We start from the raw sequence: 12,578 nt of genomic DNA on the forward strand, positions 1-12,578 counted from the left end.
CCGCAAAGACTACTGGGTATCGGGGGCTCCGGAGACCAACCCGGACGCCGTCAGCGCCGCAGGATCCGTGCCCCCACCGTCTCGGTGAACTCCGCGGTCGACGCCAGCCCGCCGAGGTCCGCGGTCGCAACCCCCGCCTTGAGGGTGTTCGCCACCGCCGACTGGATCCGCTCCGCGGCCTGACCGAGCGCCGGGTCATCGCCGCGGGCGCTCAACCAGTCGAAGAGCATGGCGGTAGAGAGGATCATCGCCGTCGGATTGGCACGGTTGCGGCCCGCGATGTCGGGGGCGGCCCCGTGCGCCGCCTGCGCCATCGCCTTGGTCTCGGACGCGTTGAGCGACGGCGCGGTGCCGAGCGAACCGGACAGCTCCCCGGCCAGATCCGAGAGGATGTCACCGAACATGTTCTCGGTGACCACCACGTCGAAGTCCTCGCCCCGCCGCACCAGGTGCGCCGCCATCGCGTCGACGTGCTCGTTTCGCACCTCGACGCCCTGATACTGCTGCCCGATCTCGTGACACACGTCGCGAAACAGTCCGGTGGTCAGCGCCAGCACATTCGCCTTGTGCACCACCGTGACCCTGCCGCGGCGCCGGGAGGCGAGCTCGAAGGCGGCGCGGGCGATCCGTTCGGAGGCCCGCCGGGTGACCACGCCGACTGCCATCGCCACATCCGGCGTCGGCATGAACTCGCCACTGCCGGTGAACATGTTGCGGTCCGCGTAGAAACCCTCGGTGTTCTCGCGGACGATCACCAGGTCCATCTCGGGCGACACGGCGCGCACCCCGGCAAAGGCGCGCGCTGGCCTGATGTTGGCGAACAGGTCGAATCGCTTGCGGATGGTTCCGCCGGGAGTCAACTGACCGCGGAACGGATCCGGGTAGGAGGCGCTGTCGTGCGGGCCGAGCACCCAGCCGTCGAGGTCGGCGAGCGCCACCAGGGTCGACTCCGGCATCGGCGTGCCGTGCTCGCCGATCGCGTCAAGGCCGACGTCGAGGGGCACCCACTCCACCGGTGTCCCGCCGACGGCCGCGACGGCGGCGTCCGCGATCCGCTGGGCCGCGGGCACGATCTCGTGGCCGATCCCGTCCCCCACCAGCAGGCCGAGCCGCGTCGGCTCCGATGTCGTTGCGCTCGTCGGGTTCACCCGACAATCATTGCTCACCATGGTGCAGTCCGTGGAGTTGTTGCTCGACGACCGCCTCGACGCCGCGGTGCGCCGCGAGTGGCGCCAGGTCTCCGGGACCGGGATCCGCGGGCAGGACGCGGTCCGGCAGATCTCGAATCGCCCGCACATCACCCTCGCGGTGGCCCAGCACATCGACCCCGAGACCGACCTCGAGCTCCAGCGGGGACTGCTCGCCCCCGCCCTCCAGGTCACGCTCGGCGGCCTGGTCGTCTTCGGCGGTCACCGAAAGACGCTGGCGCACCTCGTCGTCCCGACCGCAGGTCTGCTGTCGTTGCAGCGGACCGTCTTCCGGCTGGTGCGCCACAGTGAAGGCATTCCAGCGCACACCCACCCCGGCGACTGGACCCCGCACGTCACGCTCGCCAGGCGGGTGCTCCCCGAGCAGATCGGGACCGCGATCTGCGCCGTTGCGGCCACCCACCTGACCGGGCACGCGGTCTCGATCAGGCGGTGGGACGGCGAGGCCAAGCGGGAATGGCTCATCGCCTGAGCCGGGTTCCCCCACGCAGGCCCGCCCCTGGCGGGAAGAATCGGACACCCGGCCGCGTTGAACCCGGTCGATACGCTTTGACGAGAGGATTCAGATGCCAACGCAGACCCTGACCCAGCAGAACTTCGACGAGGTCATCGGCGGGAACGATGTCGTCCTCGTCGACTTCTGGGCGTCGTGGTGCGGACCGTGCCGCAGCTTCGCCCCGACCTTCGAGGCCTCCGCCGAGCAGCATCCCGACGTCGTGCACGCGAAGGTGGACACCGAGGCCGAGCAGGGACTCGCGGCCGCGGCCAACATCAGGTCGATCCCGACGATCATGGCCTTCCGTGAGGGCATCCTGGTCTTCTCCCAGCCAGGCGCACTCCCGCCCGCGGCGCTCGAGGATCTGGTGACCCAGGTGCAGGCGCTGGACATGGACAAGGTCCGCGAGCAGGTCGCGGCCGCTCAGGACTGAGCGCCCGCGGGCCGCGTCAGAGCGGTAGCGCCGTCTCCGCCAGCCCGGCGGGGGCGCCCCGGCGCCGGAACCATTCCTGACCGAACGCGGCCCGCAGCTGCTCCTCCGGCATCTGCAGGAACGGCCCGAAGTCGCCGACCTGGGTGGCGTGCGCGTGCATCGCGGCCCGCTTGGCGCCCATCGCAGCGCTGACGTCCACCACGGTGGTGATGTCCTCCTCCGGCAGGCCGAACGAGTCGAGATCCGGGGGCTGGGCATCCTCCGACCACTCCGGGTTTGCCGCCATCAGCCTGCGGATGTGATCACGGCTGACGGCGGCCTCGTAGACGTGCGGCACCCCGGCGATCTCCGCCGCCCGCACGCCGACGTGGTGCACCTGCACGTGGTCCGGGTGCCCGTAGCCGCCGTTGGGGTCGTACACGGTGACCACGTCCGCAGACTCCTCGACGAGGATCTCGGCCAGGCGCGCCGCGGCTTCCTCGACGTCGGCGTTGCAGAACGCCGCCGGGTTCGCGTTCTCCGGGGTCCCCGCCATCCCCGAGTCCGCGTAGTGCAGCAACACCACCCGATGCGCACCGAGCACGCTGGTGGACTCCTCCAGTTCCCTGCGCCTGCGATCGGCCAGCGACTCCCCCTCCGCGAGCAGTCCCTCGGGGAACTCACCGAGGGCGCCGTCGGTCGCGGTGACGACGACGACGCGATGGCCGGCGTCGGCAGCCTGACGCATGACTCCGCCGGTGATGAACACCTCGTCGTCGGGGTGGGCGTGGAAGCAGACCAGGACGCTCATCCCGCAATGGTTCCACAGGACCGCCGCTCGCCCCCGCCTGACCCGAGTATCTTGCCGATCATGGACCGGCCATGGGACACAGCGGAATCGGGGGTGCTGCGGCTTCCGTCGACACGGCTCGTGCGGGGACGCGCGCTTCGGAGGCCACTGCCGGACGGCGAACCTCCCGAATTCGGTCTCTACCTGCTCGGCAGTCCCCCACCCACCTTCGGATGGGAGTCGCGCTGGGTCCGGTGGCCGGATTTCCGGCTCCCGAGCGATCGGGCGGACGCCAGGGACGCCATGCGCGACGCGTGGGAGCGTGCCCGGACACAGCGGGTGGAAGTCGCGTGCGGCGGCGGCCGAGGCCGCACTGGCACGGCGCTGGCCTGCATCGCCGTGCTCGACGGCGTCCCCGCCGACGACGCGGTCGCCTTTGTGCGTCGGCACTTCGATCCCCACGCCGTCGAGACACCCTGGCAGCGGAGATACGTCGCACGATTCGCCGCCTGATGACCGGCGTCGACGACGAGCGACCACCTGCCGCTAGTGCGCGGCCGCGTCCCAGCTGCGCCCGGTTCCGACCGAGACCTCCAGCGGCACAGAGAGTTCGATGGCCGCCGCCATCTTCTCCCGGACCAGCGTCTCGACCTGCTCGCGCTCCGACTCGACCACCTCGAGCACCAGCTCGTCGTGGACCTGGAGCAGCATCCGCGAGCGCAGCCCCGATTCGGCGAGCGACTTCTGCACGTCGATCATCGCGACCTTGATGATGTCGGCGGCCGTGCCCTGGATCGGGGCGTTGAGCGCGGCCCGCTCGGCCACCTCGCGACGCTGGCGGTTGTCGCTGTTCAGGTCCGGCAGGTAACGGCGCCTGCCGAACAGGGTGGAGGTGTAGCCGTCCTTGCGGGCCTGCTCGACGACCTCGCGGAGATAGTCGCGGACCCCGCCGAACCGGGCGAAGTAGGCGTCCATCTGCCCCTTCGCCTCCTCCGTCGAGATCTTCAGCTGCGATGCCAGGCCGAACGCACTGAGGCCGTATGCCAATCCGTAGGACATTGCCTTCACGCGACGACGCAGCTCGGGCGTGACCTCCTCGATCGGCACCCCGAATGCACGCGAACCCACGAAGCTGTGCAGGTCCTCGCCGGTGTTGAACGCCTCGATCAGGCCTTCGTCCCCGGACAGGTGCGCCATGATCCGCATCTCGATCTGGCTGTAGTCGGCGGTCAGCAGGTAGTCGTAGCCATCCCCGACGACGAAGCCGTCCCTGATCTCGCGGCCTGCGTCGGTGCGCACCGGGATGTTCTGCAGGTTCGGCTCCGTGGACGAGAGCCGGCCGGTGGCGGCCACCGTCTGGTTGAAGGTGGTGTGGATCCGGCCGTCCTCGGCGACGGACTTGAGCAGCCCGTCGACGGTCACCTTCAGCCGGGTGGCGTCGCGGTGCGCGAGCAGGTGCTCCAGGAAGGGGTGCTCGGTCTTCTCGAACAGCGCCTCGAGGGCGGCGGCGTCGGTGGTGTACCCCGTCTTGGTCTTCTTCGTCTTCGGCATGTCGAGGTCCTCGAACAACACCACCTGCAGCTGCTTCGGCGAGCCCAGGTTTATCTGCTTGCCGATCACCTCGTACGCCGCGTTGGCGGCGACGTTGATGGCATCGGCGAAGCGGCTCTGCAGGTCGTGCAGGTGCGCGGTGTCGACGGCGATGCCGGTGTACTCGATGTCCGCGAGCACCCCGAGCAGCGGCAGCTCCATCTCCGTGAGCAGCTTGGCGGACTCGATGTCGGCGAGCTCGTCGTCGAGCGCGGCGGCCAGGTCCACCACCGCCCTGGCCCGCAGGATCTCGCTCTCGGCGACGGCCGCATCGGCCTGGTCTTCCTCGTCGAGGAGCGAGAGCTGTGCCTCACCCGAGTCCTCGACCCGCAGTTCGCGCTTGAGGTACCGCAGGGACAGGTCGTCGAGGTTGAAGCTGCGCTGACCCGGCCGGACCAGGTACGCCGCGAGCGCGGTGTCGCTGGTCAGCCCGCCCAGCACCCAGCCGCGACCACGGAGGGCGTGCATCGCCACCTTGGCCTCGTGCAGCGCCTTCGGCTCGCTCGGGTCGGAAAGCCAAGCGCCGAGCGCCTTCTCGTCCTCGGGGCTCGCGGTGGCGGTGACGATGTACGCACCCTCGCCGTCCGAGGCCGCGATCGCGACAGCGCTCGCGTCACCGCCGTACGGATGCTTCGAGCCGACCACCGACAGCCCGTGCCGCTGCCCGGTGCGGGCGTGCTCGGCCAGCCAGTCCGCCACCTCGCCCGGCGCCAGCGCCCCGCCGCGCACCTCGAAGCCCTCCTCGGCCTCGGGTTCGGCGGAGGAGAGCGTGTCGAACAACCGGTCCCGCAGCACCCGGAACTCGAGGTCGTCGAACAGCATGTGGATGCGGTCCCGGTCCCACGGCGCCAGCACCAGCTGGTCCGGGGTGTACGGCAGCGGCACGTCGCGGACCATCTCGGTGAGGCGACGGTTGAGGATCACGCTGCCCAGGTTCTCGCGCAGCGAGTCGCCCACCTTGCCGCGGACCTTGTCGACGTGCAGCACCAGCTCGCCGAACGAGCCGTACTCCCTGATCCACTTCGCCGCGGTCTTCTCGCCGACGCCGGGGATGCCGGGCAGGTTGTCGCTCGGGTCGCCGCGCAGGGCGGCGTAGTCCGGGTACTGGCTCGGGGTCAGGCCGTACTTGGCCTCGACCTCCTCGGGCGTGAACCGGGTGAGCTCGGAGACGCCCTTCTTCGGGTAGAGAACGGTGACGTCAGGGGTGACCAGCTGGAGGGCGTCCCGGTCGCCGGTGCACACCAGCACCCGATAGCCCAGCTCGGTGGCCTGTGTGGTCAGGGTGGCGATGATGTCGTCGGCCTCGAAACCGGCCTCGGCCATCACCGGGATGCCGAGCGCGCCGAGCACGTCCTTGGTGATCTCGACCTGCCCCTTGAACTCGTCAGGGGTCTTGCTGCGGTTCGCCTTGTACTCCGGGAACGCCTCCGCACGGAAGGTCTGCCGGGAGACGTCGAACGCGGCCGCCACGTGCGTCGGCTGCTCGTCGCGCAGCAGGTTGATCAGCATCGAGGTGAACCCGTACACCGCGTTGGTGGTCTGTCCGCTGTGCGTCTTGAAGTTCTCGGCGGGCAGCGCGAAGAACGCCCGATAGGCCAGGGAATGGCCGTCGAGCAGCAACAACGTCGGCTTGTCGGCGGTTGCGGCGCCGTCGGGGCGGGCGGAGGACCGTTGATCGGTTGCTGGGCTCACCGCACTGAGTCTAGGGACGTGGACCGACACACGAGAACCACTACCCCACCCCCAGGTAGGCGCGCTTGATCGCCGGATCGGCGAGCAGCTCCTTGCCGGTCCCGGTCTTGGTCACCTCGCCGGTCTCCAGGATGTACGCCCGATCGGTCCGGGTGAGCGCCTGCTGCGCGTTCTGCTCGACCAGCAGGATCGTGGTGCCCTGCGCATTGATCTCCGCGATGATCCGGAAGATCTGCTGGATCACCATGGGCGCCAACCCCATCGACGGCTCGTCCAGCATCAGCAGGCGCGGCCTCGACATGAGCGCCCGGCCGATGGCCAGCATCTGCTGCTCGCCCCCTGACATGGTCCCGCCGACCTGGGTGCGGCGCTCCTCGAGCCGGGGGAACAGCTCGAAGACCCACTCCAAGCGCTCGGAGTACGCGGCCTTCGTCTCGAATTTGCGTGCATAGCAACCCATGTCGAGGTTCTCCTGCACGGTCATCCCGGGAAACACGCCGCGTCCCTCGGGCGCCTGCACCATGCCCATCTTCACCCGCTCGTGCGCCTTCACGTGGGTGATGTCGCGGCCGTCGAACACGATGCGGCCGTGGGTGAGCGGCAGCAGCCCGGACAGCGCCCGCATGGTGGTCGACTTGCCTGCCCCGTTCGCGCCGAGCAGGGTCACCAGCTCGCCGCGGTCGACGCGCAGCGAGACCCCGTGCAGCGCCTGGATGCGTCCGTAGCTCACCGCGACGTCGGTCACCTCCAGCAGCGGCCCCTCGGCGGTCGCGACAGAACCGGACCGGCCGGCCTCGTCGGTCTCCCTATGCGATGGCATCGTCTGGCACCCCCAGGTAGGCAGCGATCACGGCCGGGTTCTCGCGGATCGCGGCAGGCAGGTCGTCGGCGATCTTCTTGCCGAACTCGAGCACCACGATGCGGTCGGTCACGCCCATCACCAGGCGCATGTCGTGCTCGATCAGCAGCACCGTGAAGCCGTCGTCCCGGATCTTGCGGATCAGATCCATCAACGCGGACTTCTCGCTCGGGTTGAATCCGGCGGCGGGCTCGTCGAGGCACAGCAGTTTCGGCTCGGTGGCCAGCGCCCGCGCGATCTCCAGGCGTCGCTGGTCGCCGTACGAGAGGTTCTTCGCCTTCTCGACCGCGCGGGGCGCGATGCCGACGAACTCCAGCAGCGCCATCCCGCGGGCCACGGCGTCGCGTTCCTCGCGGCGGTGGCGCCTGGTCCGGAAGATGGCGCCCGGGACCGAGGTCCGGTGCCTGGCATCGGTACCGACCACGACGTTCTCGAGCGCGGTCATCTCGCCGAAGAGCCGGATGTTCTGGAAGGTGCGCGCGATGCCGAGCCGCGTGATCTCGTTGCGCTTCGTCTTGGCCAGTGGCTCGCCGTCGAACATCACCCGTCCCGCCGACGGCTTGTAGACGCCGGTGATGGCGTTGAAACAGGTGGTCTTGCCTGCGCCGTTGGGCCCGATCAGGCCGAGGATCTCGCCGCGCCGGATCTCGAAGGACACGTCGTCGAGCGCGACGAGCCCGCCGAACCGCACGGTCAGGCCCTCCGTCTTCAGCAGCGCCTGACCCTCGGCGGTCTCGATCTCCCGCTGCGGGGCCACCGCCTCGGCGACCGCCTCGGGGTCGACGAGCGCCGGATCGAAGGCCGCGACGTCCACGACACCCGCGGTCGGCACATCCACCTCGGGCGCGAGGTTCGCGGCCATGTCCTCGTTGTCGAACATCGCGTCGCCCGCTCCAGGTCCCGCCGTCATCCGCCGACCTCCGTCGTCGCTGCGCTCGGCGCCGGACCATTGCCCGGCGCGTCGCTGGGTCTACGTACAGCCTGGTAGATCTGCCTGCCGTAGGCCAGTAGTTTCTGCCGCGCAGGGAACAGACCCTGCGGGCGGAAGATCATCAGCACCACCAGCGCGAGGCCGAAGAACAGGTACTTGTAGTCGCCGAGCGACTGCCCGCCGATCTCGATCGACATCGCCCGGTTGGGCAGGTACACGATGATGAACGCGCCGACGATGACGCCGAGCTTGTTGCCCTGACCGCCGATGACCACCGCGCACAGGAAGAGCATCGAGTTGATGACGTTGAACCCTGTCGGATTGATGAACTGCACCTGCCCGGCGTAGAGCGCGCCGGACAGGCCGCCGATCGAGGCGCCGATCGTGAAGGCCCACAGCTTGAACTTGAAGGTCGGCACGCCCATGATCTCGGCGGCGTCCTCGTCCTCCCGGATCGCGACCCAGGCTCGACCGACCCGGCTGCGCTCGAGGTTGCCGACCAGCAGCAGCGCGATGATCACCATCACCATGCCGACCCAGAACCACCACACGCCGGAGTTCAGGTTGCCGCCGGTGTTGCCCGCCGAGAACACCCCGTACGGCTTGTCCTCGGTCTCGCCGAGGTGCGGGTACGCGATCTGGGAGAGCCCCTGACCGCCGTTGGTGACGTCGGTGAGGTTGTCGGCCAGCAACCGGACGATCTCACCGAAGCCGAGGGTCACGATGGCCAGGTAGTCGCCCCGTAGCCGCAGCGTCGGGGTGCCGAGTATCAGCCCGGTGAACGCGGTGATGGCCACCGCGATCGGCAGGCAGGACAGCCACGCCCAGTCCTCGGAGAAGAAGCCGCTCTCGGTCATCTTGTTCCACGGACTGTTCGGGCTGGTGAGCAGCGCGACGGTGTACGCACCGACCGCGTAGAAGCCGACGTAGCCGAGGTCGAGCAGGCCGGCCTGACCGACGACGACGTTGAGGCCGATCGCGATCAGCGCGTACATCGCGAACTGGGCCATCACCCCGCCGAAGTCGGTGCCCGGCGTGTCCAGGATCGGCGGCCGCCAGACCGGCAGGATCGCGATCAGGGCGATCACCGGGACCCCGACGAGCCACTGCATCGGCCTTGCCAGGCCGTTCCACCAGCCCCGGATCGCGTCGCCGACGCCGTGCCTGTCGGGTTGCGGCCCCTTGAGCAGCTCGGTCGGGTCTGGCTGCGCCGCAGCCGGATTCTCGGTACTCATACCCGCGCCCTTCCCAGGCTCTCACCGAGGATCCCGGTCGGCCTGAACATCAGCACGACGACCAGCAGCACGAAGGCGACCACGTCTCGCCATTCGGTGCCGAACACCACCTGGCCGTAGTTCTCCATGACCCCGAGCAGCAGGCCGCCGAGCAAGGCCCCGCGGAGATTGCCGATACCGCCGAGCACCGCCGCGGAGAACGCCTTGATCCCGAGGATGAAGCCGCCGTTGAAGATGATCCCGGAGGGGATCTTGAGGGTGTACAGCAGCGCCGCGGCGCCGGCCAGGATGCCGCCGAGCAGGAAGGTCAGCATGATCACGCGTTCTCGGGAGATGCCCATCAGGGTCGCGGTGTCGGGGTCCTGGGCCACCGCCCGGATCCCCCGGCCGAACTTGGTTCGGTTGATGATCATGTCGGTGACCAGGGTGAGGAGCAACGCGGCCACGATGATCACGATCGTCACGTTGCTCACCGAGGCGCCGAAGATGCTGAACACCTCGACCGGCTGGACCAGCTTGATGGGCTGCTGCGCATTGGTGCCGCCGAGCCCCGGCCAGATCTCGGGGAGCACGTAGTGCACGAATTCCTGCAGCACGAACGACATTCCGATCGCGGTGATGAGGAAGGTGAGCGGTTTCGCCCCGCGCTTGCGCAGCGGTCGATAGGCCACCCGCTCGAGCCCGACAGCGGCGCCGCCCGAAACCGCCATGCCGAACAGCATTGCCAGACCGAGGAACACGACCGTCATGACGACGCCCTCGTTGTAGGCGTTGCCGCTCGGTGTGAAGCCGAGCAGTTCGAGCGCCACGTACTGCCCGAACATGCCGAGCATGAAGACCTCGGAGTGCGCGAAGTTGATCAGCCGCAGCACGCCGTAGACCAGCGTGTACCCGATCGCCACCAGCGCGTAGATGGCGCCGTAGCTGAGCCCGTCGATGGTCAGTTGCCAGAAGCTCGTGGTGAGCCCGTGGATGTTGAAGTCGATATTGCCCGCGTAGAGGGTTGCCGAGGCTGCGAGGGAGGTCGCGATCATCGAAGTCACTTTCAAGGCCGGGAGGCGCTACCGGCGCCCCGACGACGCAGCCGGGGCCTGCTACGAGCAGGCACCCGGCTGCGGGATGCGTTCTGTCAGTTGACCTTGTAGATCTGGATCAGGGCGTTGGACAGCTCACCCTTGTCGTTCCACTGGTACTTCTTGCCGACACCCTGCCCGTCGTAGTTCTTGACGAAGGCCAGCATTCCGGCGCGGTCCTTCACCCCGGAGTCGATGGCCTTGAGCATGATCGTGGTCAGGTCGTAGCCCTCGACCGAGTAGACGCCGGGCGCCTGGCCGTTGAGCGCCTCGTACTGCTCTGCAAGCGCGGTCGGCGCCGGGACGCAGGGGCAGGTGAGGATCGCGCCGTCCGCGGATTCGCCTGCCTGCTTGACGAACTCGGGATCGTTGGTGCCGTCACCGGAGGTGAAGGTGGCGGTCACCCCGCCCTCGCGGAGCTGGGTCACGAACGGCGCCGCCTCGGCGTAGTAGCCCGAGTACCAGACCGCGTCGGGCGACTCGCCCTTGATCTGGGACACGGTGGCCGAGAAGTCCTTCTGACCGGTCTTGACGCTGGCCGAACACGCGGGATCCGCTGCGGCGCCGAGGGTCTCGGTCACCACCCGCGCCAGGCCGACGCCGTAGTCGGAGTCGTCCTGCACGACGCACACCTTCTTCGCACCGAGCGTGCCGGTCAGGTACTTGGCGACGACCGAGCCCTGGCTGTTGTCGTTGCCGAGGCCCCGGAAGAAGGTGGTCCAGCCGTTCTCGGTCAGCGTGGGGTTGGTGGCCGAAGCGGTGAGGAAGGGCAGCCCGCTCTGGTTGAAGATCGGGCCGGTGGCCTTGGTCTCACCGGAGAAGGCCGGTCCCAGCAGGCCGACGATGGACTGGTTGCTCACGATGTTCGGCGCAACCTGGGTCGCCTTCTGCGGGTCGCCCTCGGTGTCGAAGGTCTCCATCTCGACCTGGCAGTTCGGGTTGGCCTTGTTGTGCTTGTCGAGGGCGAGCTTGGCCCCGTAGAGGATGTTCTGCCCGAGCGCGGCGTTGGCGCCGGTCAGCGCGCCCGCCATCGCGAGCGAGACCCCCGAGCAGGTGGCGTTGCCGCTGCCCGCGGGATCGGCCGCATCGGTGACGTCGGCGCTCGCGACCTCGTTGCCAGCCGAATCGAGCAGCACCCCAGGCTGAATGCTGAGCGCGCTGGACTCCCCAGACCCGCTGGTCTCCGACGATCCGCCGTCGGTGGTCTTGCTGCTACAGCCCGCGACGGCTAGCGCTGCGGCGACTCCAACGATCAACGCGCCTCTCGCTGTACGACGGTGCACGTCCCACCTCCGAAATCTGTGCGCCCCGGACAATTCCGGAGGGGCCGTCCGCCAGCCCGGACAAAACATAACCGTGCGGCAATGCCCGTGCATCACATTGAAGTAGTTCGCCGCGCGGACGAATTTCCGTGGCGGAAACTATACGGTCGACCAAGAATGGCGACACAATGCAGAAACCGCAGGTAGCGGCGAGATCTGCGAGGCAAGCGCAATTTCGTCACCCAATGCAGAAAGACCGAACCATCGCCTTGAAACACTTAGTTAGCGCAATGGTTACATTGCGTGTCGCGACCTATTTTGCGTCGAGCGTCTCGATCACGATCTGGGCGACGGCCTTCATGGAGGTCCGCCCGTCCATCGCCGCCCGCTGGATCCAGTTGAACGCTTCGGGCTCGCTCAGCGACTGCGACCGCATCAACACGCCCTTGGCCCGCTCGATCAGCTTGCGCGACTCCAACCGATCGGCCAGCGTCGCGACCTCCCGCTCGAGCGCGGAGATCTCGGCGAACCGGCTCGCGGCCAGCTCGACGGCGGGCACCAGATCCGCCTTCGAGAACGGCTTGACCAGATAGGCCATCGCGCCGGCATCGCGGGCCCGCTCGACGAGTTCACGCTGACTGAATGCGGTCAGGATCACCACCGGCGCAATGCGCTTGGACGCGATCTCCGAGGCCGCATCGATCCCGTCACGCAGCGGCATCTTGACGTCCATGATCACCAGGTCCGGCTTGAGCGCCTCGGCCAGATCGACAGCGCGCTGGCCGTCACCCGCCTCGCCGACCACGTTGTAGCCCTCCTCGCGGAGCATCTCCACCAGGTCCATCCGGATGAGGGTCTCGTCCTCGGCGACCACCACGCGACGTGCGGCGGCGCCGTCACCCTGCGCGGCCGGAGCGTTCGTCATCACCAATCCCCCTCGGTCGTCAGCCTCGCCCGAGTCAGGCGCCGCACCCTTGAAGGGTACCGGTGCTTGACGCCAGGAGACGATCTTCTACAGTGGACAACCGCC

At 68.5% G+C, this 12,578-nt stretch carries 12 protein-coding genes; 3 read left to right on the forward strand and 9 right to left on the reverse strand.

The window, feature by feature from the left end:
• Positions 1-50 precede the first annotated feature (50 nt).
• Complete coding sequence (locus BR31_RS0116895) at positions 51-1,169, reverse strand: isocitrate/isopropylmalate dehydrogenase family protein (RefSeq protein WP_051637507.1); 1,119 nt, start codon at positions 1,167-1,169, stop codon at positions 51-53.
• Between BR31_RS0116895 and BR31_RS0116900 the strand changes: the two genes are divergently transcribed.
• Together BR31_RS0116900 and trxA are read left to right on the forward strand one after the other, a co-directional pair.
• Positions 1,168-1,680 carry a 2'-5' RNA ligase family protein gene (locus BR31_RS0116900; protein ID WP_027502009.1) on the forward strand — a complete coding sequence of 171 codons (513 nt, stop codon included), beginning with the start codon at positions 1,168-1,170 and terminating at the stop codon, positions 1,678-1,680. The genes BR31_RS0116895 and BR31_RS0116900 overlap by 2 nt on opposite strands.
• Positions 1,681-1,774: 94 nt before the next feature.
• Complete coding sequence (gene trxA / locus BR31_RS0116905; RefSeq protein WP_027502010.1) at positions 1,775-2,137, forward strand: thioredoxin; 363 nt, start codon at positions 1,775-1,777, stop codon at positions 2,135-2,137.
• Positions 2,138-2,153: 16 nt separating this feature from the next.
• Here the strand turns inward: trxA and BR31_RS0116910 are convergent, their stop codons facing one another.
• Complete coding sequence (locus BR31_RS0116910; RefSeq protein ID WP_027502011.1) at positions 2,154-2,927, reverse strand: PIG-L family deacetylase; 774 nt, start codon at positions 2,925-2,927, stop codon at positions 2,154-2,156.
• Positions 2,928-2,987: 60 nt separating this feature from the next.
• Between BR31_RS0116910 and BR31_RS0116915 the strand changes: the two genes are divergently transcribed.
• Entirely contained in the window at positions 2,988-3,419 is a 432-nt protein-coding gene (locus BR31_RS0116915; protein ID WP_027502012.1) for a protein-tyrosine phosphatase family protein, read from the forward strand.
• Positions 3,420-3,452: 33 nt separating this feature from the next.
• Here BR31_RS0116915 and polA read toward each other — a convergent pair whose 3' ends face one another.
• The 7 genes from polA to BR31_RS0116950 form a co-directional block, all read right to left on the reverse strand.
• Entirely contained in the window at positions 3,453-6,188 is a 2,736-nt protein-coding gene (gene polA / locus BR31_RS0116920) for a DNA polymerase I (protein WP_027502013.1), read from the reverse strand.
• A 40-nt stretch (positions 6,189-6,228) separates the two neighbouring features.
• Positions 6,229-7,008, reverse strand: a complete 780-nt coding sequence (locus BR31_RS0116925) for an ABC transporter ATP-binding protein (RefSeq protein ID WP_051637508.1) — start codon at positions 7,006-7,008, stop codon at positions 6,229-6,231.
• On the reverse strand, positions 6,995-7,927 hold the full coding sequence (locus BR31_RS0116930) for an ABC transporter ATP-binding protein (RefSeq protein WP_442970219.1): 933 nt from the start codon (positions 7,925-7,927) through the stop codon (positions 6,995-6,997). The genes BR31_RS0116925 and BR31_RS0116930 overlap by 14 nt, the downstream gene beginning before the upstream one ends.
• Before the next feature lie 26 nt (positions 7,928-7,953).
• On the reverse strand, positions 7,954-9,090 hold the full coding sequence (locus BR31_RS29005; protein WP_425528715.1) for a branched-chain amino acid ABC transporter permease: 1,137 nt from the start codon (positions 9,088-9,090) through the stop codon (positions 7,954-7,956).
• A 119-nt stretch (positions 9,091-9,209) separates the two neighbouring features.
• The gene (locus tag BR31_RS0116940) at positions 9,210-10,247 is read right to left on the reverse strand and encodes a branched-chain amino acid ABC transporter permease (RefSeq protein ID WP_027502016.1); all 1,038 of its coding nucleotides are present in this window, start codon (positions 10,245-10,247) and stop codon (positions 9,210-9,212) included.
• A gap of 95 nt (positions 10,248-10,342) precedes the next feature.
• Positions 10,343-11,542, reverse strand: a complete 1,200-nt coding sequence (locus BR31_RS0116945; protein WP_231496529.1) for a branched-chain amino acid ABC transporter substrate-binding protein — start codon at positions 11,540-11,542, stop codon at positions 10,343-10,345.
• A gap of 319 nt (positions 11,543-11,861) precedes the next feature.
• The gene (locus tag BR31_RS0116950; RefSeq protein ID WP_037176995.1) at positions 11,862-12,473 is read right to left on the reverse strand and encodes an ANTAR domain-containing response regulator; all 612 of its coding nucleotides are present in this window, start codon (positions 12,471-12,473) and stop codon (positions 11,862-11,864) included.
• Positions 12,474-12,578 lie beyond the last annotated feature (105 nt).

This window comes from Rhodococcus sp. UNC363MFTsu5.1, assembly GCF_000686785.1.
GTDB lineage: Bacteria > Actinomycetota > Actinomycetes > Mycobacteriales > Mycobacteriaceae > Rhodococcus_G > Rhodococcus_G maanshanensis.

What these genes read in the sequence shown, in the direction of transcription:
- BR31_RS0116950 (WP_037176995.1), bottom strand. Translation starts at nt 12,473, where the DNA reads ATGACGAACGCTCCGGCCGCGCAGGGTGACGGCGCCGCCGCACGTCGC.
- BR31_RS0116930 (WP_442970219.1), bottom strand. Translation starts at nt 7,927, where the DNA reads ATGTTCGACAACGAGGACATGGCCGCGAACCTCGCGCCCGAGGTGGAT.
- BR31_RS0116895 (WP_051637507.1), bottom strand. Translation starts at nt 1,169, where the DNA reads ATGGTGAGCAATGATTGTCGGGTGAACCCGACGAGCGCAACGACATCG.
- trxA (WP_027502010.1), top strand. Translation starts at nt 1,775, where the DNA reads ATGCCAACGCAGACCCTGACCCAGCAGAACTTCGACGAGGTCATCGGC.
- BR31_RS0116915 (WP_027502012.1), top strand. Translation starts at nt 2,988, where the DNA reads ATGGACCGGCCATGGGACACAGCGGAATCGGGGGTGCTGCGGCTTCCG.
- BR31_RS0116900 (WP_027502009.1), top strand. Translation starts at nt 1,168, where the DNA reads ATGGTGCAGTCCGTGGAGTTGTTGCTCGACGACCGCCTCGACGCCGCG.
- BR31_RS29005 (WP_425528715.1), bottom strand. Translation starts at nt 9,090, where the DNA reads ATGCAGTGGCTCGTCGGGGTCCCGGTGATCGCCCTGATCGCGATCCTG.
- BR31_RS0116940 (WP_027502016.1), bottom strand. Translation starts at nt 10,247, where the DNA reads ATGATCGCGACCTCCCTCGCAGCCTCGGCAACCCTCTACGCGGGCAAT.
- BR31_RS0116925 (WP_051637508.1), bottom strand. Translation starts at nt 7,008, where the DNA reads ATGCCATCGCATAGGGAGACCGACGAGGCCGGCCGGTCCGGTTCTGTC.
- BR31_RS0116910 (WP_027502011.1), bottom strand. Translation starts at nt 2,927, where the DNA reads ATGAGCGTCCTGGTCTGCTTCCACGCCCACCCCGACGACGAGGTGTTC.